A 24,551-nucleotide genomic window follows, 5' to 3' on the forward strand; every position below is an offset into this window, starting at 1 on the left:
TCACACGTCCCCCGCGATCGTGTTCCGCTCGCTGGGCTGGACGTAGACAAGTCCGTCGCCCTCGAAGCGGATCTGGAAGGCCTCGCCGCCGCCCTCCCCGAAGAGCGTGCGGAAGGTCACACCGGACTGGAAGGACTGCTGCAGATTTCCCTGGTGCGCGATGTACGCGCCGGGGTCGACGGTCAGCGGGTACTGCCGGCTCACCCGGAGCACGACGGCCGGGCCGTCCGACATGATCGCCGCCTGGCCGTGACCCTCTACGGTCGTCGTGAACAGCCCGTTGCCCTGCGAGGCGCCGCGCAGACCGGTGAAGGTCGTCCCGGTGTGCAGCCCCGCGTCGGTCGCGAGCAGGTTGCTCGACTCGACGTACAGCTTGTCCCCCTGGAGACTCACGAGGTTGATCTCGGACGCCCGGTCCGCGAACCAGCAGGTCCCCTGCCCCCTCACCTCCATCACCGTCATCTGCTCACCGGTGAGCCGCCGGGTCACCATCCCCCGGATGCCCTCACCGCCGCCGCTCATCTTCTTGAAGGCCATCTGCCCGTCGTACGCGACCATCGAGCCGTTCTTCGCCTTCACGGCGTCCCCGGTCATGTCGACGGCGAGCACCTTGCTGCCCTGGAGTCGAAACATCGCCACGGTGCGAAGGTAACCGCAGGGGCGCGGTTGAGGACAGGGCCCGTGGGTGGAGAACGACCCTGACCTGCCCCCTAAGGGCGGGCTACGGTGTGTCGCGGGGCGCGTTCGCGTTCAGCCGGATGACCGCGGTCCCCGCGCGCAGGTCGACCGTGGACCAGGGCGGCGCCCCGTCCTCCTCGTCGTCCCGCATCACCAGCGCGCTCTGGCGTTCCTTCAGCTCGGTCTGCTTGCCCGGCGAGAGGCTCGCGTGCAGCTGCTCGAACCCGGTCGCGGATATCTGCCCCTGCCGTCCGGCGTTCCGCCAGGGGAGCATTCCGGCGCGGCCCATCTTCAGGAGCAGCTGGTCGAGGAAGGCGAGCGCGGTCAGGAGGACCACCAACCCGGGCAGGGTCATGAAGAAGACGAACTGCACAGGTACTCCCGGGCATCGGTATCGGCATCGGTATCGGGGTCCGCGGCGGACCCCCAGTCTCGGCGCGCGCAGCCGTTTGCCACAATGGGTGAACGTTTGTGCTCGCGTTCACAAACTGTGGACGTCTCCCTCACCGAAGGTGACCTGTGGACATCAAGACCGCCACCGCCATCCGCCGCCTCCGCCTGGTGTCGGCCCCCGAGGCCGTGTCCTTCCTCCTGCTGCTCGTCTGCTCGGTGCTGAAGCGGACCACGGACTTCAACGCGGTGCCCGTGATGGGCATGGTCCACGGTGTCCTCTTCGTCCTCTACGTCCTCTTCTGGGCCGACGCCTGGAACCGCACCAAGTGGGGCGCGAAGACCGCGGCCTTCTACTTCGTCCTCTCCGTGCTGCCCACCGGCGGCTTCTTCGCCGAGCGCAAGCTCAAGCGCGAGGCCGAGAACGCGGTCATCGCCTCCCGCGCCCGCCAGGAAGGGATCGTGAACGCATGATCGTCGCCTTCTCAGTGACGCCGCTCGGTGTCGGCGAGGACGTGGGGGAGTACGTCGCCGACGCCGTCCGCGTGGTCCGCGAGTCCGGCCTGCCCAACCGCACCGACGCGATGTTCACCAGCATCGAGGGGGAGTGGGACGAGGTGATGGACGTGGTCAAGCGCGCGGTAGCCGCGGTCGAGGCCCGCGCCCCGCGCGTCTCCGTGGTCCTCAAGGCGGACATCCGCCCCGGCGTGACGGACGGCCTCACGTCCAAGGTGGAGACGGTCGAGCGACACCTCGCGGAGTAGCGCGAGCGTTGCCGGGCGGGTCGGGTCAGGAGAGCCGGAGGGGTCGGGGGAGCCAGGGTCCGAGGCCCTGCCCGGCCACCCCCAGCACCTCACCCGGAGTCGGCTCATCCGCTCGGTCCACCACGACCGGCCCCCACCCGTGCCGGCGCACCACGTCGAGCGTCACCGCACGTTCGCGCCGCAGGTACGTCACCGCCGACGCGAGGTCCGACACGGGCGGGCTCACCTCGTACGCGGCGAGCTTGCCGACGTACCAGTCGAGCCACTCCGGCCCCTCCCGCTCCCCGGCGCGGGACAGCGCGGCCCCGGCGTCCCCGTCGAGGAAGACCACGACCGGGCGGACCGGCGCCAGCACGCCCGTGAGATCGGCCATGAACGCGTCGACCGCCTCATCACCGTGCCCCATCGCCAGCAACGTCGGCACGAACGGCACCAGCGCGTCCGCGATCACCACGTCGTCGCCGCGCGCCAGAACCGAGGCGACGAACCGCTCCGTCGCCGCGACCAGCGTTTCCAGACCGACAGCTCCCGTCGCCCCGAACTCCTCGGCCACCGCGGCGAATTGAGGACGGCTCAGGATCTCCTCCTCGCGGAAGTGATCCACCCGCAGCCCCGCACCGGCGAGCGACCGGGCCAGCCCGGCGCACAGCGTCGACTTGCCGACGCCGGGAGCCGCACCCCACACCGACACCAGAACCGGCACCCTCAACTCCCCACCGCAGTCACGAAGTCGGTCACCGCACCCGCTCCAACGCCGCACTCAACCGCGACACCACCGCCGGCCCCGGCACGCACCCCAGGGACGCGACAACCTGTCCGCTCCCGAACGCCCTCTGCGCGGCCGTCACCGTAGGGTCGATCGCGCACTCGGCCTGTACCCGTACGTAGTTCAGCGCGGTAGCGAAGAGCATCGAGAACGACTGCGGACCCTGTACGACGGCACGCCCCCCGGCACCCCGATAGGCCCGCGCCACGCGCACGCCGGCCTCCACGTCCCCCTCGTTCCCGCCCGACCACACGAACAGGGCGCGGGCCAACTCCCGTTCCGCCGAAGCGGATCCGGCGTTGTCCCAGTCGAGGAGAACGGGACCGTCCGGGCCGACCAGGACGTTCTGGGGTTGCAGATCGAGGTGGGACGTCACCAGGTCGCCGGGGTCGGACGGGGTCACCCAGTGCGCCAACTCCCTTGCGGAGGTGGCGATGAACCGGCCCAGCGCATCCGCCCACGGCATCTCCGCCCGCCGCACCTTCCCGTGCAGTTCCTTCCACTCGGCGTCCTCCGGGCACCGCTCGTACCAGGGACCCGGCGTCCTGCTCGCGCCCTCGCCCGCCCTGTGCAGCAGCGCCATGGTCCGCCCGAACCAGTCCAGGACGTCAGGGTCGGACACGTCCGCGGGGGTGCCGTCGATCCAGTCGTACAGCTTGATGTGAGAGCCGGCGGAAGGCTCGGAGCCGGAGCCGGAGCCGGAGCCGGAGCCGGAGCCGGAGGCTAGGTGCGAGACGGGCGCTCCCTCCCGATTCGGCATCAGCCGCGGCGACGCGATGCCCAGCCTCTCCGAGACCTCCCGTAACGCGGCCTCCCGGCGGACCTGGTCCTCGTCGCAGTCGAAGAGGAGTTCCTTGACGGCCCACGAGGAACCGTTGCCGGACAGCTTCCAGATCTGGCCCAGCGCGCCCCGGGTGACGGGCGTCAACGTCCACGGTCCGGTGCCGAGCGCGTAGGTCTCGGCGATGTGGTCGGCGGTGTCGTACATGCGGATGCCTTTCGGAGCGCCGGAGATCACCAACGGCGGCATTCTCGCCGAGCCGCTCGTCGGGCGGGGTTCCGCCGCCGGAGTCAACTCCCCACCCACCTGGACGCACCCAGTTCGACACGCCCCTCTATCTCCACTTGTGTGTGGGTATCGGCCCGGTCGATCTTCGGAACCCAACCGTTCCTCGGTACCCGGGCGTCGATCACTCCTCAATCATTGGAGGGCGCTGTGCGGCCGGAGGGCTACGACTACGACACCTACAGCCGACTGGCCGGACCGCTCACCGAGCCGTCCGGTGCGTCGTACCAGGTGCAGTACACCTCGCTCCTCTCGCGCGAGCCGCACCGAATACGCGCGGTCCTCCTGATGAGCCTCGCCCCGGTGCTCACCGCCGCCCTGCTCGTCTATCTCGTCTGGCCCTCCCACTGGGTGGAGCGCGAGGGCGGTCAGGAGTGGATGGTCGGGCTGGACGTCACGATGCTGATAGCCATCGGCCTCATCGAGTTGTTCATGGTCGTCAACGTCGCCTCCGTCGCCCACGCCACGCTGGTCGCCCGTGACCCGATCCCGGTCGTCGCCGCCCCCGGCACCCGCGTCGCCTTCCTCACGACGTACGTCCCGGGCAAGGAACCCCTCTCCATGGTCCGCGCCACCCTCGAAGGCGCGGTCGAGGTGACCCACACCGGACCCGTCGACGTCTGGCTCCTCGACGAAGGTGACGACGAGCAAGCCAAGGCGCTGTGCGCCGAGTTGGGCGTACGGCACTTCACGCGGCACGGAGTTCCCGAGTGGAACCGCCCCAAGGGTGTCCACAAGGCCCGTACGAAGCACGGGAATTACAACGCCTGGATCGCGATGCACGGCGGCGACTACGAGTTCTTCGCCTCCGTCGACACCGACCACGTGCCGCTCCCCAACTTCCTTGAGCGGATGATGGGTTACTTCCGGGACCCGGACGTCGCCTTCGTCGTGGGGCCGCAGGTGTACGGGAACTACCACAACCCCGTCACCAAGGCCGCGGAGTCGCAGCAGTTCCTCTTCCACGCGCTGATCCAGCGCGCCGGCAACCGCTACCGCGCCCCCATGTTCGTCGGCACCAACAACGTCGTACGGATCGCCGCCGTCAAGCAGATCGGCGGGCTGTACGACTCCATCACCGAGGACATGGCCACCGGGTTCGAACTCCACCGGCACCGCAATCCCCTGACCCGTACGCACTGGCGGTCCGTCTACACCCCCGACGTGCTCGCCGTGGGGGAGGGGCCGGCCTCCTGGACCGACTTCTTCACGCAGCAGATGCGATGGTCGCGCGGTACGTACGAGACGCTCATCAAGCAGTACTGGAAGGCGCCGTTCACGATGCCGCCGGGGCGGCTGTTCTCGTACACGCTGATGCTCGTCTACTACCCGATGACGGCCGTCAACTGGCTGCTGGGGATCATGAGTTGCTTCCTCTTCCTGTGGTTCGGGGCCTCCGGCACGCAGGTCGCCGCGTCCGTGTGGCTGATGCTCTACAGCGATGCCGCGGCCCTGCAGATCGGGCTCTATCTCTGGAACCGGCGGCACAACGTCTCCCCGCACGAGCCCGAAGGGTCCGGCGGTCTGGCGGGTATGGCGATGTCGGCGCTCTCCGCGCCGATCTATCTGAAGTCGTTCGGCGAGGCGCTGATCCGTCGGCCGAGCCGGTTCGTCGTGACCCCCAAGGGCGGCGACGCCAGCCCGGACCGGGTGATGACCTTCCGCATCCATCTCTTCTGGGCGATTCTCCTGGCGACCTCGCTGGCCGCCTCGGTCGTCCTCGACCACACCCACGCGGCCATGCGCACCTGGGCCGTCCTCGCCATGGTGATCTCGCTGGCGCCGCTCGGGGTGTGGACCGGCTCGCTGCTCAAGGAGCGCCGGGAACGCCGGTCGCTGCTCGGCGGGGCACGCGCCGTCGACACCGCCGAGCCCGCTCTCGCCACCACCGGGGCCGGTCCGTCCGTCTCCCGCACCACGACAGGGGGTAACTAGACCATGGCCTTCCAGCCGTCCCAGAGAACCAGGAAGACCGTCCTCGGCATCGGCGGCGTCGCCGTCCTGGCCGGTCTCAACGCCCCGGCCGCCCTCGACTTCGCCGGCGAGCAGTACCACGAGTACAAGATCACGCGGCCCGAGTACATGGCCAAGTACGGCTCCTGGGACCAGATCGACATCCCGAAGGAGTACCGCACCAACGCCATCCACGCCTCGCTCCTGCACACCGGCAAGGTGCTGATCGTCGCCGGTTCCGGCAACGAGCAGAAGAAGTTCAACGCCGGGTCCTTCGACACCGTCCTGTGGGACCCGAAGGCCAACACCTTCAAGAAGATCCCGACCCCGGTCGACTTCTTCTGCGGCGGACACAGCCAACTCCCCAGCGGCAACCTCCTGGTGGCCGGCGGCACCGCCCGCTACGAGCGCCTCGACGGCGAGGTGAAGCGGGCCGGCGGCGGAATGCGCGTCAAGAACGAGAGCCCCAACAAGGCGATGTTCCTGAAGAAGGGCACCCGCTTCCGCTCACCGGCCGGCGTCGACTACGTCACCAAGTTCGACGTCACCGTGCCCAAGGCCAAGCGCGAGTTCAAGGTCACGTACAACGCCCGTGGCGCGATGCAGCCTTGGCAGACCAAGGTCACCGCGAGCGAGGTCCGCGTCTTCGTCGAGGCCGCCGAACCGGGTCCGATGTCGGTCACCGAGAGCCAGGCCCAGTACGACATCGTCGGCCTCAAGGGCAAGGACGCGAACAACACGTACGGCCTCTCCGAGAAGATCACCCTGGAGAAGCAGGACTACCAAGGCATCCGCGCCGCCTACGAGTTCGACCCCAGGGCCGAGCGGTACATCCCCGTCGACCCGATGGAGAAGGCCCGCTGGTACCCGACCCTCGTCGGCCTCGACGACGGCCGCGTCCTCGCCGTCTCCGGCCTCGACGACGTCGGCGTCATCGACCAGGGCGACAACGAGATCTACGACCCGAAGACCAAGAAGTGGACCCCGGGCCCCAAGCGCTACTTCCCCACCTACCCGGCCCTCTTCCTCACCAAGGGCGGCAAGCTCTTCTACCCGGCCTCCAACGCCGGGTACGGACCCGCCAACAAGGGCCGCGAGGCCGGACTTTGGGACCTGAAGACCAACAAGTTCACCAAGGTCGCGGGGCTGCGCGACCCCGACGAGACCGAGACCTCGTCCTCGCTCCTCCTGCCGCCCGCACAGGACCAGAAGGTGATGATCCTCGGCGGCGGAGGTGTCGGCGAGTCCAAGAAGTCGACCCCGCGCACCGCCGTGGTCGACCTCAAGCAGGACAGCCCCGTCTTCAAGGACGGCCCCAACCTCCCCCAGGGCACCCGGTACTTGAACAGCGTGATCATGCCGGACGACTCGGTCTTCACCACCAACGGCTCCTCGGACTACCGGGGCCGCAGCGCCAGCAACATCTTCAAGGCGCAGTTCTACGACCCGAAGGGCAACGCCTTCCGCGAGGCCGCCGCTCCGATGGTCGGCCGCAACTACCACTCCGAGGCACTGCTGTTGCCCGACGGCAGAGTCGTCACCTTCGGCTCCGACCCGCTCTTCGACGACCAGGCCAACACCAAACTGGGCCACTTCGAGCAGCGCATGGAGATCTTCACCCCGCCCGCGCTGCACAAGAACGGCAGCAAGAGGCCCGTACTGCAGGACGGTCCGGAGACCCTGGACCGGCACCACCGCGCGACCTTCCGCACCGACCACCCCGAACGGGTCGTCAAGGCCCGTCTGATGCGGCCGAGTTCGGTCACCCACACGACGGACGTCGAGCAGCGCTCCATCGAGGTCGGCCTCGTCAAGGACGGCAGGTCGGTGACGGTGGACGTCCCCAAGGATCAGGCACTGGTGCCGCCCGGCTGGTACATGCTCTTCGTGACGGACGCGCAGGGCACGCCGTCGGAGGCCAAGTGGATCAAGGTGCAGTGAAGTCGGTGAACTGCCCTGTTACGCCTTTGAGTTGCGCGCCAGCTCCAAGGCGTACTCCGGCCACCACTGCCCCGCGTCGGGACCGCCCTCACAGGTCCCGTCCGAGGCGCCGGGCCGCTTGATCCACAGATAGGCGTCCAGCGCCTGCTCGCCGGTGTCGGTGGTCGGCCGGGTGCCCAGACCCCGGCCCGGCGGGTTGCACCAGGCGCCGGCCAGCGGCCCGTTGCCGTTGCGGCTGGTGTCGACGACGAAGTGCTTGCCGCCGAGATCGCGCGACAACTGGACGCCGTACTTCTTCGTCACCGCGTCCGTCTGGAAGTTGGACACGTTGAGGGAGAACCCGTCGGCCTCCTCTACACCGGCCCGCTTCAGCGGCTCCACGAGCTTCCAGGAGTCCCGGATCCAGGCCGGGTTGCCCGCGTCGAGATACACCCTCGTGCCGGACTGCTGCTTCAGCCGGACGACCGCCTCGCTCAGCAACTGCTCCCGCTCGCCCTGGTACTCGCCGGGCGTGCACCCGTCCACCATGTGCGCGACGGCATCGGGCTCCAGCACGACCAGCGCCTTGGAGTTCCCCAGCGCCTCGGCGAACTTCCCGATCCACGCCCGGTACGCGTCCGCGTCCACCGCCCCGCCGGCCGAGTGCTGACCGCAGTCCCGGTGCGGAATGTCGTACGCCACGAAGAGCGCCGTACGCCCCTCCTGGCCCGCGGCCGCGGTCGCCGCCTTCACCACCGGAGCGGGGTCGATCTCCCCGGCCGGCCACAGCGCGGCCGGCTCGTCGGCGATCCGCTTGAGCAGCGCGGCGTCCTGCTTGCGCCCCTCCCGCTCCCACATCTGGATCTGCTCGGCCGCCGGACTCGCCGGGTCGACCCAGAAGGACATGTCGCCCACCGGCCCCTTGGACCGGGCACCGGCGACGGAGGCCTCGTCGACGTCGGACGCGGACGAACAGCCCACCGCGAGCCCGAAGACCGCGAGCGCCGCGAACGTGCGGATCAGCCGGGACATGCTGCTCCCTTGCGCGAGGGGGACATTCAGTGACAATCAGTCAGTAATCCTGACACAGGGCACGCGCCCCGCCCCGACACGACACCGGGCACGCGGGCGCGGTCCCCGGGACCGATGGGCGAGACGGGGCTGACCACGATGTGACCGGCCGGTAAGGTCTGGTGCCGTGTCAAAGCCGCTCAGTCTTCCTTTCGACCCCATCGCCCGCGCCGACGAACACTGGAAACAGCGCTGGGGGAACGTGCCGTCCATGGCCGCCATCACCTCGATCATGCGGGCGCAGCAGATCCTGCTCGCCGAGGTCGACGCGGTCGTCAAGCCGTACGGACTGACCTTCGCGCGCTACGAGGCACTCGTGCTGCTCACCTTCTCCAAGGCGGGCGAGTTGCCGATGTCCAAGATCGGCGAGCGGCTCATGGTGCATCCCACGTCCGTGACGAACACCGTGGACCGGCTGGCCAGGTCCGGCCTCGTCGCCAGGCGCCCCAACCCCAACGACGGCCGCGGCACCCTCGCCTCCATCACCGACAAGGGCCGCGAGGTCTGCGACGCGGCCACGCGTGACCTCATGGAGATGGACTTCGGGCTGGGTGCCTACGACGCCGAGGAGTGCGGGGAGATCTTCGCGATGCTGCGGCCGCTGAGGGTCGCCGCCGAGGACTTCGACGAGGAGTGACCCGGGCCGCCGACCCGGGGAAAGATCGCCCGGAACGGGTGGTTACGCTCGTCCTCATGAAAAAGAGCGTGTTCACCCGCTACCGCGTTTTGGCGTACACCACGGGTGTGCTGCTGGTCCTGCTGTGTCTGAGCATGATCGCCAAGTACCTCCTGAAGATCGACGGCGCCGGGAGCTTCACCGAGGTCGTCGCCATCGCGCACGGCTGGCTGTACGTCGTGTATCTCCTCTTCGCCTTCGACCTGGGCTCCAAGGCGAAGTGGCCGGTCGGCAAGCAGCTGTGGGTGCTGCTGGCGGGGACGATCCCGACGGCCGCCTTCTTCGTGGAGCGCAAGATCAGCCACGAGCTGGAGGGGCACTTCGCCGAGCCGACTCCGGTCGCCGCGAAGGTCTGAGCCTCACCGCTTTCACCGCCGTACGAGTTGCGTACGGCGGTTGCCCATCGACATTTACTAGGACGTCCTAGTAAATTCGAGGGTATGGACGCTGACGCCATCGCAGAGGGCCGCCGACGCTGGCAGGCCCGGTTCGACGCCGCACGCACGCGTGAGGCCGATTTCACCACGCTCTCCGGCGATCCCGTGGAGCCGGTGTACGGGCCTCGCCCCGGGGACAGGTACGACGGCTTCGAGCGGATCGGGTGGCCCGGGGAGTACCCCTACACGCGCGGGCTGTACGCGACGGGCTACCGGGGGCGGACGTGGACGATCCGGCAGTTCGCCGGGTTCGGCAACGCCGAGCAGACCAACGAGCGGTACAAGAAGATCCTCGCCAACGGCGGCGGCGGCCTCTCCGTGGCCTTCGACATGCCGACCCTCATGGGCCGCGACTCCGACGACCCGCGCTCGCTCGGCGAGGTCGGGCACTGCGGGGTCGCCATCGACTCCGCCGCCGACATGGAGGTCCTCTTCAAGGGCATCCCGCTCGGCGATGTGACGACCTCCATGACCATCAGCGGACCGGCCGTCCCCGTCTTCTGCATGTACCTGGTGGCGGCCGAGCGGCAGGGCGTCGACCCGGCCGTCCTCAACGGCACGCTCCAGACGGACATCTTCAAGGAGTACATCGCCCAGAAGGAGTGGCTCTTCCAGCCCGAGCCGCACCTGCGCCTCATCGGCGACCTCATGGAGTACTGCGCCACCGGCATCCCCGCCTACAAGCCGCTGTCCGTCTCCGGCTACCACATCCGCGAGGCCGGCTCCACGGCCGCGCAGGAGCTGGCGTACACACTGGCCGACGGCTTCGGGTACGTCGAACTCGGCCTGTCCCGCGGCCTCGACGTGGACGTCTTCGCGCCCGGCCTTTCCTTCTTCTTCGACGCGCACGTCGACTTCTTCGAGGAGATCGCCAAGTTCCGCGCCGCGCGCCGCATCTGGGCCCGCTGGATGCGGGACGTCTACGGCGCGAAGTCCGAGAAGGCCCAGTGGCTGCGCTTCCACACCCAGACCGCCGGCGTCTCGCTGACCGCGCAGCAGCCGTACAACAACGTGGTCAGGACGGCCGTAGAAGCGCTCGCGGCCGTCCTCGGCGGGACCAACTCGCTGCACACCAACGCCCTGGACGAGACCCTCGCGCTGCCCAGTGAGCAGGCGGCGGAGATCGCGCTGCGCACGCAGCAGGTGCTGATGGAGGAGACCGGGGTCGCCAACGTGGCGGATCCGCTGGGCGGTTCGTGGTACGTCGAGCAGCTCACCGACCGCATCGAGGCGGACGCCGAGAAGATCTTCGAGCAGATCAGGGAGCGGGGGCTGCGGGCCCACCCCGACGGTCAGCACCCGATCGGGCCGATCACCTCCGGCATCCTGCGCGGGATCGAGGACGGCTGGTTCACCGGGGAGATCGCCGAGGCCGCGTTCCAGTACCAGCGGTCCGTGGAGAAGGGCGACAAGCGGGTCGTCGGCGTCAACGTGCTCCACGGGTCGGTCACCGGCGACCTGGAGATCCTGCGCGTCAGCCACGAGGTGGAGCGGGACCAGATCCAGGAACTCGGCGCGCGCAAGGGCGTACGGGACGAGGCGGCCGTGGGAGAGGCCCTGGACGCGATGCTCGCGGCCGCGCGGGACGGGTCGAACATGATCGGGCCGATGCTGGACGCGGCGCGGGCGGAGGCGACGCTGGGGGAGATCTGCGGAGTGCTGCGGGACGAGTGGGGGGTTTACACCGAGCCCGCCGGTTTTTAGGGGTTGTTGATCGACGTCAGGCCGAGGAGCAGGACCTGGGTGAAGCTGCGGACCCACCGTTCGTCGGCCGGTTCCGCGCTCACCAGGGTGCGGTGGACCACCGCGCCCGCCACCACGTCGAAGATGAGGTCGGCCGTGCGCGCCGCCTCCTCCGGGTCGGTCTCCGGGGGGAGTTCGCCGCGCGCCTGCGCCCGCGCCCTGCCCTCCACGACCAGGCACTTCTGTCGGTCCACGATCGACTCGCGGATGCGCTCCCGCAGGGCGTCGTCGCGGATCGACTCGGCGACCACCGCCATCAGTCCGCTCTTGGCCTCCGGGCGGGCCAGGATCGTCGCGAACTGGAGGACGACGCCCTCGATGTCGGCGGCCAGCGTGCCCCGGTCGGGGAGGTGGAGTTCGTCGAAGAGTTCGGCGACCGCGTCGACGACGAGTTCGTTCTTGCCGGCCCAGCGGCGGTAAAGGGTCGTTTTCGCAACCCCCGCGCGCGTGGCGACGTCTCCCAACGTGAGCTTGGACCAGCCGAGTTCGACCAGCGCCTCCCGGGTCGCCGCCAGGATCGCGGTGTCCGCGGTGGTGCTGCGGGGGCGTCCAGCGGCGCGTGGGGCGGGAGTGCTGCTCTGCATCCCCCGACCATAACCGGCGGTTCCTGTGGTGCAGTGAGGGAGATCACCGGGTATCTGTATGCGGGAAGGGGCCTGCGCTATTACGCTACGGGTCGTAGCGTAACCACTGGGCGCGGGGTGGGGACCCGGCGCCGAACAGCTCGCAACAGACCGGCTTTCACAACGCTTTTCATTCACACGCGCGGACGGGGGAGGATAGACGCATGCAGCCACGGAACATGTCCATGAGCGGAGTCGTCGACCTCGCCGCGGTGAAGGCGGCCCAGGAGGCCAAGGTCAAGGCGGAGCAGGCGCGCGCCGAGACCGCCAGGCAGGGCGGCGGCGGGGCCGTCTCCCCCGCCGATCTGGTGATCGACGTAGATGAGGCGGGGTTCGAGAGCGAGGTCCTGCAGCGGTCCACCGAGGTCCCGGTCGTCATCGACTTCTGGGCCGAGTGGTGCGAGCCGTGCAAGCAGCTGAGCCCGCTCCTGGAGCGGCTCGCGCTTGATTACAACGGGCGCTTCGTCCTTGCCAAGATCGACGTCGACGCCAATCAGATGCTGATGCAGCAGTTCGGGGTGCAGGGCATCCCGGCCGTCTTCGCGGTGGTCGCCGGCCAGGCGCTGCCGCTCTTCCAGGGGGCCGCCGGCGAGCAGCAGATCCGCGAGACCCTCGACCAGTTGATCCAGGTCGCCGAGCAGCGCTTCGGCCTCACCGGGCTGGCCGTCGACCCCGACGGCGAGCCGGGCGACCGGCCCGAGGTGGTGGCCGAGGTGCCGGCCGGACCGTACGACGGGCTGCTCGAAGCCGCCGTTCAGGCCTTGGACGCGGGGGACTTCGGCGGGGCCGTGCAGGCGTACAGGAACGTGCTGAGCGACGACCCGGCCAACAGCGAGGCCAAACTGGGGCTCGCCCAGGCCGAGTTGCTGCAGCGGGTGTCGACGCTCGACCCGCAGCAGGTGCGCACCGAGGCCGCCGAGAAGCCGGGTGACGTGCCGGCGCAGATCGCCGCCGCCGACCTGGACCTGGTGGGCGGTCATGTCGAGGACGCGTTCAGCCGGCTGATCGACACCGTGCGGCGCACGGTGGGTGACGACCGGGATGCCGTACGGCTGCGGCTGCTGGAGCTGTTCGAGGTCGTCGGCGCCGATGACCCCAGGGTGACGGGGGCCCGGCGGGCACTGGCGAGGGCGCTGTTCTGAGCGGGGCGCGGGGCCGGTTCTGACCAGTCGGTAAACCCCGTGACCTGTGATGCCGAAGTGAAAGATTTGCCGACGGAGTGTCACTGCGGCCGCGCTTTACCAAAACTTGGTAATCGCGGCCGCTGTTACTTGGAGTAAGCCGAGGGCGTTGATCTGTCGGATTCCGCCCGGGTGTCAACTGATTTGTCCTGGCCCACGATGACACCCAGCGTCGTCGACCGATACCGGCGGGTCGTTGTTCGGTTATCCGGCCGTTACTACCCAGTAACGAAGCCCCTTGTGCGGGCGGCGAGAATGCACCACGATCGGCGACGCTCGGTCCATTTCCGTACCCCGACAGCCGGTCGGGCCGACGGGGTTTCCTGGGTCCCCACCGAGTAGAGCCGGAAACAATGGAGTCGGCTCTTGGGCAGGGGGGTCTTCGCCGTACGGCGGAGCCTGTCCAGCAAGGTTGTGCGTGATGTGCGTCAGGCGCGACCAGTGGTTGTCGCTCGGGGGTGATCGCCGGTGATCGGTGCGCGGTTCGCGCCTCCGAGGACGGGCGCTCCCCTTCCCGAGGACGTAGCACTTCTCCCATCCCTGCCCGGCTGAGCCGCCAACTGGGGGCAGTCAGGGCCAGGAGATGTACGTCCGAGAAGGAGGAAATATGGAGTCCCAGGTGCGTGGCGGGACGAGATGGAAGCGCTTCGCTGTGGTCATGGTGCCCAGCGTCGCCGCTACGGCGTGTATAGGTGTCGCCCTTGCGCAGGGCGCTCTCGCCGCGTCATTCAGCGTTTCGGGTCAGTCGTTCAAGGTGACGGCGGACCAGCTCAACGGCACGGGCTTCGCCCAGTACGGAGCCCTGGACTCGGGCTACAACCTGGACGGCAGCAAGTCGCTTCACCCCGTCGCGGTCTCGTCGTTCAAGTCCGCGTCGATCACCAACATGTGCCAGTCGGTGGTCACCCCGAACATCCCGCTGCTCGGGTCGGTCAGCCTGGTGCTGAAGGCCGGCGGCAGCGGTACGCCGGTCGAGGCCTCGAACCTGTACATCGACGTCGAGGACCTCAGCGCCGACGCTGTGTTCCACAACATCGACATCGGTGTGGCGGCCGGCAACACGGGCGCCGACAAGGGCGGCAAGGGTCCGGGCATGAAGGGCGGCAGCGAAGCTGCCAACCCGTACGGATTCGCCCAGCAGGCGGAGTCGGCCGAGCTGAGCAACGTGAAGCAGACGGCGTGGGCCACCACTGCCGGAACCTTCAAGCTCAGCGGGCTGAAGATGTCGGTTTCGGCCGGCACCCACGAGTGCTACTAGGCACTTGAAGACGGGCGGGGGAGCCGGTGGCGCCCCCCCCCGTCCACCTTCCACCCGCACCTTCACACAAGGTGCAACTCTCCACCACAGCAACGCCGTACCAGGGAGCTGTTTTCCATGAGCGCCGAGACTCCTGCCGCACCCGGCCAGTTCGCCCGCCGGAGGCTGCAGTTTCGTGCCTGGCGTGGCACGAGGCCGTTCTGGGCCGGTCTGTTCGTCATGCTCGGCGGACTCCCGATCGCCTACTTCCCGTACGCACATCTTCAGGTGGGCCATCTGACGCTGGCGATGGCCACCACCGCGGGCGCCGGGTCCCTGATCATCGGCGTACTGCTGGTCGTCCTGGGCTTCAGCCTCTGGTTTCAGAAGCACGTCCGCACCTTCGCGGGTGTCGCGGCGATCCTGCTGGCGCTGGTGTCCATCCCCGTGTCCAACCTCGGCGGCTTCCTGATCGGCTTCCTCCTCGCCATGGTCGGCGGGGCACTGGCCGTGTCGTGGGCGCCGGGCGCACCGCCGGAGCCGCAGGCGGTACAGGAGGACACACAGGGAGAGGGCGGCGCGCCCGCGGCCGCACCGTACGAGGCGGCGCCTCATGACTCCGCGTCGTACTACGCCGCGCCTCAGGAGCCCGCGCCGTACGAGCCCGCGCCGTACGAGTCCGCCGACGGTACGGGCGAGCCGAACGATCTGTCAGGAACGAGCCCGGTGAGCAACGGGGCGAACGGGAGGCACAGTGCCGGCTGACGAGGTGACCCACGGGACGGATGTGGACGAGTCCCGTGTGAGAACCGGGCCGCGGCATGCGGCACCCAAGAAGCCGCTGTTCACCAGGCTCCACATGCCCGCCGGCAAGGCGATAGCCACGGTGGCGATGCCGACCGCCGTGATCATGGGGATGGGCTTCACGTCCTCCCTCGCCCTCGCCGACAACGGATCGACGACCTCGCCGTCGTCGAAGAGCCTGACGGCCGACGAGTACAAGGACTGTGTCGCGGCCCTTGCCGAGTCGACGGCCAGCCCCTCGGCCACGCCGTCCACGAGTGCCAGCGAGTCCGCCGACTCCTCCAAGGACGACGCGACCCCGTCGGCATCCGCCTCGGAGGACTCCTCCTCGGGCAAGGCATCTTCGTCTTCGTCGGATTCAGGTTCCGACGCCAAGGCCGCCACACCCACGCCGTCCGCCTCCGCGAGCAAGTCGGCGGATTCGAGCGGTTCGTCGAGCGGCACCGCCACGGCGACGCCCTCGGCGTCCGCGAGCGGCGGCGGCCTGCTGGACAGCATCGGCGACGCCATCACCGGCATCCTCACCGGCGGTTCGTCGAGCTCCGACTCCACGGCGAGCGCCACCCCGACGCCGACCGCGTCCGCCTCGGCGAGCGCCACGAAGGACGCGTCCTCGGGCGACTCCTCCAGCGTGTCCGACACCGTCAAGGACACGACGAAGAAGGTCACCGACACGGTCAACGACACCGTGAAGGACACGACCGACACGGCGTCCAAGGCGGCCGGGGACACCACCAAGGCAGTCGAGGACGCGGCTTCGGCGACGGCCACCCCGAGCCCGTCCGCGAGCGCGAGCGCCGACACCTCGGACTGCCCGGTCGCCACGGACGACACCAGCGGCGTCGACAACAAGGTGCTGCTGCCGGACGACCCGTGGTACCTGAACGCCAGCTCACTGCTGCTCAAGGGTGCCGACTACCAGGGCGTCGTCCAGGTGAAGACCGCCAGCGGCAAGGTCAAGAAGGTCCTGAAGTACGTCATCTCCAGCGGGACCGACATCGGCGACCTGCACCAGACGGTGAACGACAAGCAGTCCGGCAAGACGTACCACGTGCAGGCGGCCGCCGGCTCGACGTCCACCATCCGCGACGGCGACACCGTGATGTACACGGAGTCCATCTCGGGCAACCTGTTCGGTCTGATCCCGATCACGTTCGACCCGGACAACCCGCCGCCGCTGAACATCCCGCTGATCTACTTCACCAACGTGAAGGTGGTCCAGGCCGGCCAGTTCGGCGGCACGCTGACCGTCCCCGGGCTGCACAGCTACCAGACCGACTGAGCGTCCGCACAGGCCCGTTCGGGAGCCGCGCACAAACTGAGGGCGCCCCCTTTCACAGGGGGCGCCCTCAGCGCCGTACAAGACCTTTTACGAGTACGTCAGTTGCCCTGGCCGCCGCCGAGGTGGTGGACGCGGAGCATGTTGGTGGTGCCGGCGACGCCGGGGGGCGAGCCGGCCGTGATGATGACGGTCTCGCCCGGGTTGAAGCGGTTGATCTTGGCGATCTCGCCGTCGACCATGTCGACCATCTCGTCCGTGCTGTTGACGAACGGCACCACGTGCGACTCCACGCCCCAGCTGAGCGTCAGCTGGTTGCGGGTGCTCTCGTCGGTGGTGAAGGCGACGATCGGCTGGGCCGCGCGGTAGCGGGACAGCCGGCGGGCGGTGTCACCGGACTGCGTGAAGGCCACCAGGGCCCGGCCGCCGAGGAAGTCGGCGATCTCGCACGCGGCACGCGCGATCGAACCACCCTGCGTACGCGGCTTCTTGCCCGGCACGAGCGGCTGCAGGCCCTTGCTGAGCAGCTCCTCCTCGGCCGCGACGACGATCTTCGACATCGTCTGCACGGTCTCGATCGGATAGGCGCCGACCGAGGACTCCGCCGACAGCATGACCGCGTCCGCGCCGTCCAGGATCGCGTTGGCCACGTCGGAGGCCTCGGCGCGCGTGGGGCGGGAGTTGGTGATCATCGACTCCATCATCTGGGTCGCCACGATCACCGGCTTGGCGTTGCGCCGGCAGAGCTCCACGAGGCGCTTCTGCACCATCGGGACCTTCTCCAGCGGGTACTCGACGGCGAGGTCGCCGCGGGCCACCATCACGGCGTCGAAGGCCGCGACCACGGCCTCCATGTTGGCGACCGCCTGCGGCTTCTCCACCTTGGCGATGACGGGGACCCGGCGGCCCTCCTCGTCCATCACCTTGTGGACGTCGTACACGTCGCCCGCGTCGCGCACGAAGGACAGGGCGACCATGTCGCAGCCCATCCGCAGGGCGAAGCGCAGGTCCTCGACGTCCTTCTCGGACAGCGCGGGCACGTTGACGGCCGTGCCGGGCAGGTTGATGCCCTTGTGGTCGGAGATGACGCCGCCCTCGATGACGATCGTCTTCACGCGCGGGCCCTCGACGCTCAGGACCTTCAGCTCGACGTTGCCGTCGTTGATCAGAATCTGGTCGCCGCGGGAGACGTCACCGGGCAGGCCCTTGTACGTCGTCCCGCAGATGGTCTTGTCGCCCGGGATGTCCTCGGTGGTGATGGTGAACTCGTCACCGCGCACCAGCTCGACGGGACCCTCCGCGAAGGTCTCCAGGCGGATCTTCGGGCCCTGCAGGTCGGCGAGGACGCCGATGGCACGGCCGGTCTCCTTGGCCGCGGCACGGACGCGGTCGTACCGCCCCTGGTGCTCGGCGTGGGTGCCGTGGCTGAAATTGAAGCGGGCCACATTCATGCCGGCCTCGATCAGCGACACCAGTTGTTCGTGGGAGTCGACCGCGGGGCCGAGAGTACAGACGATTTTCGAACGGCGCATGGGACGATCCTATCGGTTTGTTTCGCTACGGAATATTCCGTCTGGCGGAAGATACAAATGGGCGGGCATGCGCTCAGGCGTTGTAATTTCCGACCAGTGCGTAGGTCTGTGTGGCGATCTCCAATTCCTCGTCCGTCGGTACCACCGCGACCGCGACCCGCCCGGACGCGGGCGAGATGAGCCGCGGCTCGTCACTCCGTACGGCGTTCAGCGCGTCGTCGACCTCAAGCCCCAGCAGCTCCAGGCCCGCGACGGCGGCTTCCCGCACCGCACTCGCGTTCTCCCCGACTCCCGCCGTGAAGGCGACCGCGTCCACCCGGCCGAGTACCGCGCAGTAGGCACCGATGTACTTCTTCAATCGGTGAATGTAGATGTCGAAGGCCAGTTCCGCCTGTTCGTCACCCTCGTCGATCCGGCGCCGGATCTCGCGCATGTCGTTGTCCCCGCACAACCCGATCAGACCGCTCTTCTTGTTGAGAAGAGTGTCGATCTCATCGGTGGACATTTCGCCAACACGCATCAAATGGAAGATGACGGCCGGATCCAGGTCTCCCGACCGGGTCCCCATCACCAGCCCCTCCAACGGTGTCAGCCCCATGGACGTGTCCACGCACCGGCCCTTTTCCACGGCCGACGCGGACGCCCCGTTCCCGAGGTGCAGCACGATCACGTTGACGTCCTCGGGCGCCTTCCCCAGCAGCTTCGCCGTCGCCCGCGACACATACGCGTGCGAGGTCCCGTGGAACCCGTACCGCCGGATCCGGTACGCGTCCGCGGTCGCCACGTCGATCGCGTAGCGCGCGGCCGACTCCGGCATCGTCGTGTGGAACGCGGTGTCGAACACGGCCACCTGCGGCAGATCGGGCCGCAACGCCATTGCGGTCCGGATCCCGACGAGGTTCGCCGGATTGTGCAACGGCGCGACGGGGATGAGCCGCTCGATCTCGGCGAGCACGGCGTCGTCGATGACGGTAGGCGCGGTGAAGACGAGCCCGCCGTGCACCACCCGATGCCCGATCGCGGCCAACTCCGGTGAGTCCAGGCCGAGTCCGTCCTTCGTCAGCTCTTCCGCCACGACCTTCAGGGCGGCCTCGTGATCGGGGATCGGCCCGGTCCACTCACGGGTGGCGCCTGTGTCGATGTGGGTGTGCTTGAAGCGGGAGGTCTCCTCGCCGATGCGCTCGACGAGCCCCATGGCCAGCCGCTCGCCGCCGCGCATGTCGAGCAGCTGGTACTTCACCGACGAGGAGCCGGAGTTGAGGACGAGGACACGGGTCGCGGTCACTGCTGGGAAGCCTTCTCGTTCGGGTTCTGCGCCTGGATCGCCGTGATGGCGACGGTGTTGACGATGTCCGAGACGAGGGCGCCCCGGGACAGGTCGTTGACCGGCTTGCGCAGCCCCTGCAGCACCGGCCCGACGGCGATCGCGCCAGCCGAACGCTGCACGGCCTTGTAGGTGTTGTTGCCGGTGTTCAGGTCGGGGAAGATCAACACGCTTGCCTGGCCCGCGACTTCGGACTCCGGCAACTTCGTCGCGGCGACGGTGGGTTCGACGGCGGCGTCGTACTGGATCGGCCCCTCGATCCGCAGATCGGCCCGCCGCAGCCGGACCAGTTCGGTCGCCTCGCGCACCTTGTCGACGTCGATGCCGGAGCCGGACGTACCCGTCGAGTACGACAGCATCGCGATCCGTGCCGAGACGCCGAACTGCTCGGCGGTGGCGGCCGATTGGATGGCGATGTCGGCCAACTGCTCGGCGTTCGGGTCGGGGTTGACGGCGCAGTCGCCGTACACCAGCACCTTGTCGGCGAGGCACATGAAGAAGACGGACGAGACGATGTCGGCGTCCGGCTTGGTCTTGATGATCTCGAAGGCGGGCCGGATGGTCGCGGCTGTGGAATGCACGGCCCCGGAGACCATCCCGTCCGCGAGCCCCTCCTGCACCATCAAGGTCCCGAAGTAGTTCACGTCGGCGACGACGTCGTAGGCCAGCTCGACGGTCACGCCCTTGTGGGCGCGGAGTTGGGCGTACTTCTCGGCGAAGCGGTCGCGGAGTTCGGCGGTGTGCGGGTCGATCAACTGGGCCGCGGTGAGGTCGATGCCGAGGTCGGCGGCCTTCTTGCGGATCTGGTCGAGCGGACCGAGAAGGGTGAGGTCGCAGACACCCCGGCGCAGCAATACCTCGGCGGCGTGCAGGACGCGGGCTTCGGTGCCCTCGGGGAGGACGATCCGGCGCTTGTCGGAGCGGGCCCGCTCCAGGAGCGTGTGCTCGAACATCATCGGGGTGACCCGGTCGCTGCTCGGCGCGGAGACGCGCTTGAGCAGGTCGCTGGTGTCGACGTACCGCTCGAAGAGGCCGAGCGCGGTCTCCGCCTTGCGCGGGGTGGCCGCGTTCAACTTCCCCTCCAGGGAGAAGAGTTCGGCGGCGGTGGGGAAGGAGGTGCCGGCCACCGAGACCACCGGGGTGCCCGGCGCGAGGCGGGCGGCGAGGGTGAGGATCCCGTCGCCCGGCACCTCGTTCAGGGTGAGCAGGACCCCGGCTATCGGCGGGGTGCCGGCGCTGTGCGCGGCGAGGGCGCCGATGACGAGGTCGGCGCGGTCGCCGGGGGTGACGACGAGACAGCCGGGCGTCAGCGCCTTGAGGAAGTTCGGCAGCATCGCGCCGCCGAAGACGAAGTCCAGCGCGTCCCGGGCGAGCCCGGAGTCGTCCCCGAGCACCACCTTGCCGCCGAGGGCGTGGGTGATCTGGGCGACGGTCGGCGCCGAGAGGGCGGGCTCGTCCGGTACGACGTAGCAGGGCACCGGCAGCCGGGCGTCGAGCCGGCCGGCGATCGCGTCGCGGTCCTCGCGGGCGACCCGGTTGGTGACCATGGCGAGGACGTCGCAGCCGAGGCCGTCGTAGGCGCGGTAGGCGTTCCGCGTCTCCGCGAGCACGGACTCGGCGGTCTGCTTGCGGCCGCCGACGACGGGGATCACGGACGCGCCGAACTCGTTCGCCAGGCGGGCGTTGAGGGACAGCTCGTCCGGGAACTGGGTGTCGGCGAAGTCTGTCCCGAGGACGAGGACGACGTCGTAGTCACGGGCGACGAGATGGAACCGGTCGACGAGGGTCGACACCAGTTCATCCGTCCCCTGCTCGGCCTGGAGGGCGGAGGCCTCGTGGTAGTCCATGCCGTAGACGGTCGCCGGGTCCTGGGACAGCCGGTAGCGCGCACGCAGCAATTCGAACAGGCGATCGGGACCGTCGTGGACGAGGGGACGGAACACCCCCACCCGGTCGACCTGCCGGGTCAGGAGTTCCATGACCCCCAGCTCGACGACCTGACGGCCGTCGCCGCGGTCGATCCCGGTCACGTACACGCTGCGCGTCACGCGTGCTCTCCCTCTCGGTTCCGGTGCCCTGTGCGGTCCATGGGCGGCCCATGTGCGGTGGTCATAAAAATCGCCCACCGAGGTGAGCAGAACCCTCTTGACAGTACCTCCGAGGGTGGACAGGTCGCCCGTCAGTAGGGGAGCTGCAAAGGGCGTACTGGGGAGTGGTCGGGGCGCGGCGGGGGCGCGGCACATCGGACGGAATCGGCATCCCTGTGGAGGACGTGAAACAATCCCCATGGCTCACCGGTGTCAAAAGCGACCAGGAGACACAGCACGATGCGTATCGGAGTTCTCACCGCAGGCGGCGACTGCCCCGGCCTGAACGCCGTGATCCGGTCGGTCGTGCACCGAGCCGTCACGACCTACGGCGACGAGGTCATCGGCTTCGAGGACGGCTACGCGGGACTGCTCGACAGTCACTACCGCACCCTCGACCTCGACGCGGTCAGCGGCATCCTCGCCCGCGGCGGCACGATCCTCGGCTCGTCACGCCTGGAGCGGGACCGGGTGCGGGAGGCGTGCGAGAACGTGCCGGACATCGCGCGCGGCTTCGGCATCGACGTGCTGATCCCGATCGGCGGCGAGGGCACGCTGACGGCGGCGCGGATGCTGGGCGACGCGGGTCTGCCGGTGGTCGGCGTACCGAAGACGATCGACAACGACATCTCGTCGACGGACCGCACCTTCGGCTTCGACACGGCGGTCGGGGTCGCGACGGAGGCGATGGACCGCCTGAAGACGACGGCGGAGTCGCACCAACGGGTGATGGTCGTCGAGGTCATGGGCCGCCACGCGGGCTGGATCGCGCTGGAGTCGGGCATGGCGGCCGGCGCCCACGGCATCTGCCTTCCCGAACGCCCCTTCGACCCGGCCGACTTGGTGAAGATGGTCGAGGAACGCTTCGCGCGCGGCAAGAAGTTCGCGGTGATCTGCGTCGCGGAGGGCGCGCACCCGGCCGAGGGTTCGATGGACTACGGCAAGGGCGCCATCGACCAGTTCGGCCACGAACGCTTCCAGGGCATCGGTACGGCGCTGGCCTACGAGTTGGAGCGCCGCCTCGGCAAGGAGGCCAAGCCGGTCATTCTCGGACACGTCCAACGCGGCGGCGTACCGACCGCGTACGACCGGGTGTTGGCGACGCGCTTCGGCTGGCACGCGGTGGAGGCCGCGCACCAGGGGCAGTTCGGGCGGATGACCGCGCTGCGCGGGACGGACGTGGTGATGGTGCCGTTGGCGGAGGCGGTCACCGAGCTGAAGACGGTGCCGAAGGACCGGATGGACGAGGCGGAGTCGGTTTTCTAGCCGGGTTCGGTTTTCCGGCCGGGGTTTCCGGGCGGGTTCGTTTTTTGGCGCGTGCTGCTCGGTGTCTGTGCAGCTGCGTGCTCAGTACGTACTCCTCTCGACCATGGACCAGAAACGGCTGATGATCTGGTCGAGGAAGTCACGGCCGGCCTCGCCCGCTTCTACGGCCGAGTTGCCGCCGCCCCAGCTCAGGGTGGCGACCATCTGCGCCTGGTAGTCCTCGTGCAACTCCTGGAGGGAGTCCTCCAGGAGGCGCCGGTCCAGGGGCACCATCTTGCCTATCGGGCGTACGTAGGCCTGCCAGCGCGTGGTCATGGCACTGCGCAGCAGCTCCGCGAGTCTGCTGTCGCGCCCCGTGACGCTGACGAAGTCGGGCAGTGAGAGGTCGAGCAGATCGGCGAGCGCGGAGGACTGGCGCTCGGTGCCGTGCCACTGGTCGTGCTCCTCCATCCGTAGATACGCGAGGAGTTCGAGCCCGACGGCACGGGCGACGTCCTCCGGCGCGAGGCCACGGGCGAGGCGGTGCTCACGCAGCGTGCGTGGCTTGCCGATGAGTTCGGCCGGGGAGCACCACAGCACGCCCGAGAGCGCGGTGAGTTCGGGACCGGAGGGCGCGGTGAGCCCACGCTCCCAGGCGATGACCAGGTCAGGCGTGACATAGGGGAGCCCGTACGAGGCGCGCATGCCGTACGCGACGTGTTCGGGACCCATGTTGAGCGCGGTACGGAGCCTGCGGGCGGCGGGCGCGTTGAACGGCGGCGTGGGCGGCGTGGACTGGCTGGGCTGAGCTGGGGGTCGGCGCACGGGCCACAAGCTAGGGGTGCCTGGGTGCGGTGACTACGGTCTGTTCGGCCAGGATTACGGATTGTAGGAACGTACGGATTCGGTCGTGCGGGGGTGGGCGGGGAGAGATCGCCGGGGGGCGGAAGGGGGGTGGGCGGTGACGCTGAGTGGTGGCTGTGCGGGTGCGGGGACGGCTGAGGGGTAGCGCATATGCCTCTCTACCTTGCCATTCGTCGGAGCGGCGGGGGCTTGGGACTGCCGGGGGCGGTTCGATCGGCGTCGGGTGTGTGGGCGGGGATCGAAGGGGAGTGCGTTTGTGGTGGGGGCGGTGATCGGGTGTGGGGGGAAGTGGGGGGTGGCGCAAAGTCGTCGGTGACTGTCCGGCGGACGCCGGTGGCCGGGTCGTTCAGGTACGCATCGCGGATGCGGCCGCATCGAGCACCTGCCCCCAGGGGAACTCCTTCGGCTTGCCCTGCCCGGGCTGGTTCGGCACGAAGCCGCCCTCGCCGTACAGGAGTTGTACGCCCATGGCACGCAACTCGGCGACGCTGCGTTCGAACTGCCGGTGCTGTACGTAGGCCGAGTTGACGCAGGGCATCGCGACGATGGGGATGCCCTTGCCGATGCCTTCGGCGACGACACCGATCACGAAGTCGTGGGTGAGGCCCAGCGCCCATGAGTTGACCGTGTTGAAGGTCGCCGGCGCGACCACGATGACGTCCGCCTTCGGCCAGACGTCCGGCTCGCCCGGCATCTTGTACTCACTGCGCACGGGGTGGCCTGTCAGGTGCTCCAGGTCGCCGAGTCGGGGCTTCAGCCAGCGGGCCGCGGTGGGGGTGAGACCGAGGCAGACGTCGAAGCCGCGGGACTGGGCGTTCTCGATGACCTTCGCGATGTCGAAGACGGGGGGTGCGGCGGAGGCGAAGAGGTAGAGGACGTGGGGGGTGGTCGTCATGCGGGTCATCCGATCA

At 69.0% G+C, this 24,551-nt stretch carries 23 protein-coding genes; 12 read left to right on the forward strand and 11 right to left on the reverse strand.

Features of this window, described 5'->3' with window-relative positions; translation table 11 throughout:
• Entirely contained in the window at positions 1–633 is a 633-nt protein-coding gene (locus ACFWP5_RS16035) for an AIM24 family protein (RefSeq protein WP_384155861.1), read from the reverse strand.
• Positions 634–721: 88 nt separating this feature from the next.
• Positions 722–1,051, reverse strand: coding sequence for a DUF6191 domain-containing protein (locus ACFWP5_RS16040; RefSeq protein WP_384155765.1), 330 nt, complete (start codon positions 1,049–1,051; stop codon positions 722–724).
• Between the two features lie 146 nt (positions 1,052–1,197).
• On the opposite strand from ACFWP5_RS16040, the gene ACFWP5_RS16045 reads away from it, so the two are divergent.
• Together ACFWP5_RS16045 and ACFWP5_RS16050 are read left to right on the forward strand one after the other, a co-directional pair.
• On the forward strand, positions 1,198–1,542 hold the full coding sequence (locus ACFWP5_RS16045; protein WP_384155768.1) for a DUF3817 domain-containing protein: 345 nt from the start codon (positions 1,198–1,200) through the stop codon (positions 1,540–1,542).
• The gene (locus tag ACFWP5_RS16050) at positions 1,539–1,832 is read left to right on the forward strand and encodes an MTH1187 family thiamine-binding protein (RefSeq protein WP_019060761.1); all 294 of its coding nucleotides are present in this window, start codon (positions 1,539–1,541) and stop codon (positions 1,830–1,832) included. The genes ACFWP5_RS16045 and ACFWP5_RS16050 overlap by 4 nt, the downstream gene beginning before the upstream one ends.
• Positions 1,833–1,857: 25 nt before the next feature.
• Here the strand turns inward: ACFWP5_RS16050 and ACFWP5_RS16055 are convergent, their stop codons facing one another.
• Entirely contained in the window at positions 1,858–2,535 is a 678-nt protein-coding gene (locus ACFWP5_RS16055; RefSeq protein ID WP_384155771.1) for a hypothetical protein, read from the reverse strand.
• A gap of 31 nt (positions 2,536–2,566) precedes the next feature.
• Positions 2,567–3,586 carry a phosphotransferase enzyme family protein gene (locus tag ACFWP5_RS16060; RefSeq protein ID WP_384155774.1) on the reverse strand — a complete coding sequence of 340 codons (1,020 nt, stop codon included), beginning with the start codon at positions 3,584–3,586 and terminating at the stop codon, positions 2,567–2,569.
• 228 nt (positions 3,587–3,814) lie between these two features.
• Between ACFWP5_RS16060 and ACFWP5_RS16065 the strand changes: the two genes are divergently transcribed.
• Both ACFWP5_RS16065 and ACFWP5_RS16070 read left to right on the forward strand, forming a co-directional pair.
• On the forward strand, positions 3,815–5,599 hold the full coding sequence (locus tag ACFWP5_RS16065; RefSeq protein WP_384155777.1) for a glycosyltransferase family 2 protein: 1,785 nt from the start codon (positions 3,815–3,817) through the stop codon (positions 5,597–5,599).
• Positions 5,600–5,602: 3 nt separating this feature from the next.
• Positions 5,603–7,558, forward strand: a complete 1,956-nt coding sequence (locus ACFWP5_RS16070; protein WP_384155780.1) for a galactose oxidase-like domain-containing protein — start codon at positions 5,603–5,605, stop codon at positions 7,556–7,558.
• 18 nt (positions 7,559–7,576) lie between these two features.
• On the opposite strand, the gene ACFWP5_RS16075 is transcribed toward ACFWP5_RS16070, so the two are convergent.
• Positions 7,577–8,569, reverse strand: a complete 993-nt coding sequence (locus ACFWP5_RS16075; RefSeq protein ID WP_384155783.1) for a glycoside hydrolase family 6 protein — start codon at positions 8,567–8,569, stop codon at positions 7,577–7,579.
• Positions 8,570–8,735: 166 nt separating this feature from the next.
• On the opposite strand from ACFWP5_RS16075, the gene ACFWP5_RS16080 reads away from it, so the two are divergent.
• The 3 genes from ACFWP5_RS16080 (at position 8,736) to ACFWP5_RS16090 (ending at position 11,425) form a co-directional block, all read left to right on the forward strand.
• Complete coding sequence (locus ACFWP5_RS16080; protein WP_384155785.1) at positions 8,736–9,245, forward strand: MarR family winged helix-turn-helix transcriptional regulator; 510 nt, start codon at positions 8,736–8,738, stop codon at positions 9,243–9,245.
• Between the two features lie 56 nt (positions 9,246–9,301).
• Complete coding sequence (locus ACFWP5_RS16085; RefSeq protein ID WP_328678980.1) at positions 9,302–9,640, forward strand: DUF3817 domain-containing protein; 339 nt, start codon at positions 9,302–9,304, stop codon at positions 9,638–9,640.
• Positions 9,641–9,724: 84 nt separating this feature from the next.
• Entirely contained in the window at positions 9,725–11,425 is a 1,701-nt protein-coding gene (locus tag ACFWP5_RS16090) for a methylmalonyl-CoA mutase (protein WP_384155788.1), read from the forward strand.
• On the opposite strand, the gene ACFWP5_RS16095 is transcribed toward ACFWP5_RS16090, so the two are convergent.
• Positions 11,422–12,048, reverse strand: coding sequence for a TetR/AcrR family transcriptional regulator (locus ACFWP5_RS16095; protein ID WP_384155791.1), 627 nt, complete (start codon positions 12,046–12,048; stop codon positions 11,422–11,424). The genes ACFWP5_RS16090 and ACFWP5_RS16095 overlap by 4 nt on opposite strands.
• A 203-nt stretch (positions 12,049–12,251) precedes the next feature.
• Between ACFWP5_RS16095 and ACFWP5_RS16100 the strand changes: the two genes are divergently transcribed.
• The 4 genes from ACFWP5_RS16100 (at position 12,252) to ACFWP5_RS16115 (ending at position 16,591) form a co-directional block, all read left to right on the forward strand.
• On the forward strand, positions 12,252–13,229 hold the full coding sequence (locus ACFWP5_RS16100) for a tetratricopeptide repeat protein (protein ID WP_384155794.1): 978 nt from the start codon (positions 12,252–12,254) through the stop codon (positions 13,227–13,229).
• A gap of 646 nt (positions 13,230–13,875) precedes the next feature.
• On the forward strand, positions 13,876–14,526 hold the full coding sequence (locus tag ACFWP5_RS16105; protein WP_327401243.1) for a DUF6230 family protein: 651 nt from the start codon (positions 13,876–13,878) through the stop codon (positions 14,524–14,526).
• A gap of 117 nt (positions 14,527–14,643) precedes the next feature.
• Positions 14,644–15,270, forward strand: coding sequence for a DUF6114 domain-containing protein (locus ACFWP5_RS16110; protein ID WP_384155797.1), 627 nt, complete (start codon positions 14,644–14,646; stop codon positions 15,268–15,270).
• On the forward strand, positions 15,260–16,591 hold the full coding sequence (locus ACFWP5_RS16115; RefSeq protein ID WP_384155800.1) for a hypothetical protein: 1,332 nt from the start codon (positions 15,260–15,262) through the stop codon (positions 16,589–16,591). Before ACFWP5_RS16110 ends, ACFWP5_RS16115 begins: the two co-directional genes overlap by 11 nt.
• A gap of 98 nt (positions 16,592–16,689) precedes the next feature.
• On the opposite strand, the gene pyk is transcribed toward ACFWP5_RS16115, so the two are convergent.
• From pyk to pta, 3 genes are all read right to left on the reverse strand, one after another.
• On the reverse strand, positions 16,690–18,120 hold the full coding sequence (gene pyk, locus ACFWP5_RS16120; protein ID WP_384155803.1) for a pyruvate kinase: 1,431 nt from the start codon (positions 18,118–18,120) through the stop codon (positions 16,690–16,692).
• A 73-nt stretch (positions 18,121–18,193) separates the two neighbouring features.
• Positions 18,194–19,405: an acetate kinase gene (locus ACFWP5_RS16125; protein WP_384155805.1), complete on the reverse strand. Its 1,212-nt coding sequence runs from the start codon at positions 19,403–19,405 to the stop codon at positions 18,194–18,196.
• Positions 19,402–21,492, reverse strand: coding sequence for a phosphate acetyltransferase (pta, locus tag ACFWP5_RS16130; RefSeq protein ID WP_384155808.1), 2,091 nt, complete (start codon positions 21,490–21,492; stop codon positions 19,402–19,404). The genes ACFWP5_RS16125 and pta overlap by 4 nt, the downstream gene beginning before the upstream one ends.
• A 279-nt stretch (positions 21,493–21,771) precedes the next feature.
• Between pta and ACFWP5_RS16135 the strand changes: the two genes are divergently transcribed.
• Positions 21,772–22,797, forward strand: a complete 1,026-nt coding sequence (locus ACFWP5_RS16135) for an ATP-dependent 6-phosphofructokinase (protein ID WP_384155811.1) — start codon at positions 21,772–21,774, stop codon at positions 22,795–22,797.
• Positions 22,798–22,878: 81 nt separating this feature from the next.
• On the opposite strand, the gene ACFWP5_RS16140 is transcribed toward ACFWP5_RS16135, so the two are convergent.
• Complete coding sequence (locus ACFWP5_RS16140) at positions 22,879–23,508, reverse strand: XRE family transcriptional regulator (RefSeq protein WP_384155863.1); 630 nt, start codon at positions 23,506–23,508, stop codon at positions 22,879–22,881.
• A gap of 478 nt (positions 23,509–23,986) precedes the next feature.
• The gene (locus ACFWP5_RS16145; protein ID WP_384155814.1) at positions 23,987–24,535 is read right to left on the reverse strand and encodes a flavoprotein; all 549 of its coding nucleotides are present in this window, start codon (positions 24,533–24,535) and stop codon (positions 23,987–23,989) included.
• Positions 24,536–24,551 lie beyond the last annotated feature (16 nt).

This window comes from Streptomyces sp. NPDC058469, assembly GCF_042721125.1.
Classification (GTDB): Bacteria; Actinomycetota; Actinomycetes; order Streptomycetales; family Streptomycetaceae; genus Streptomyces.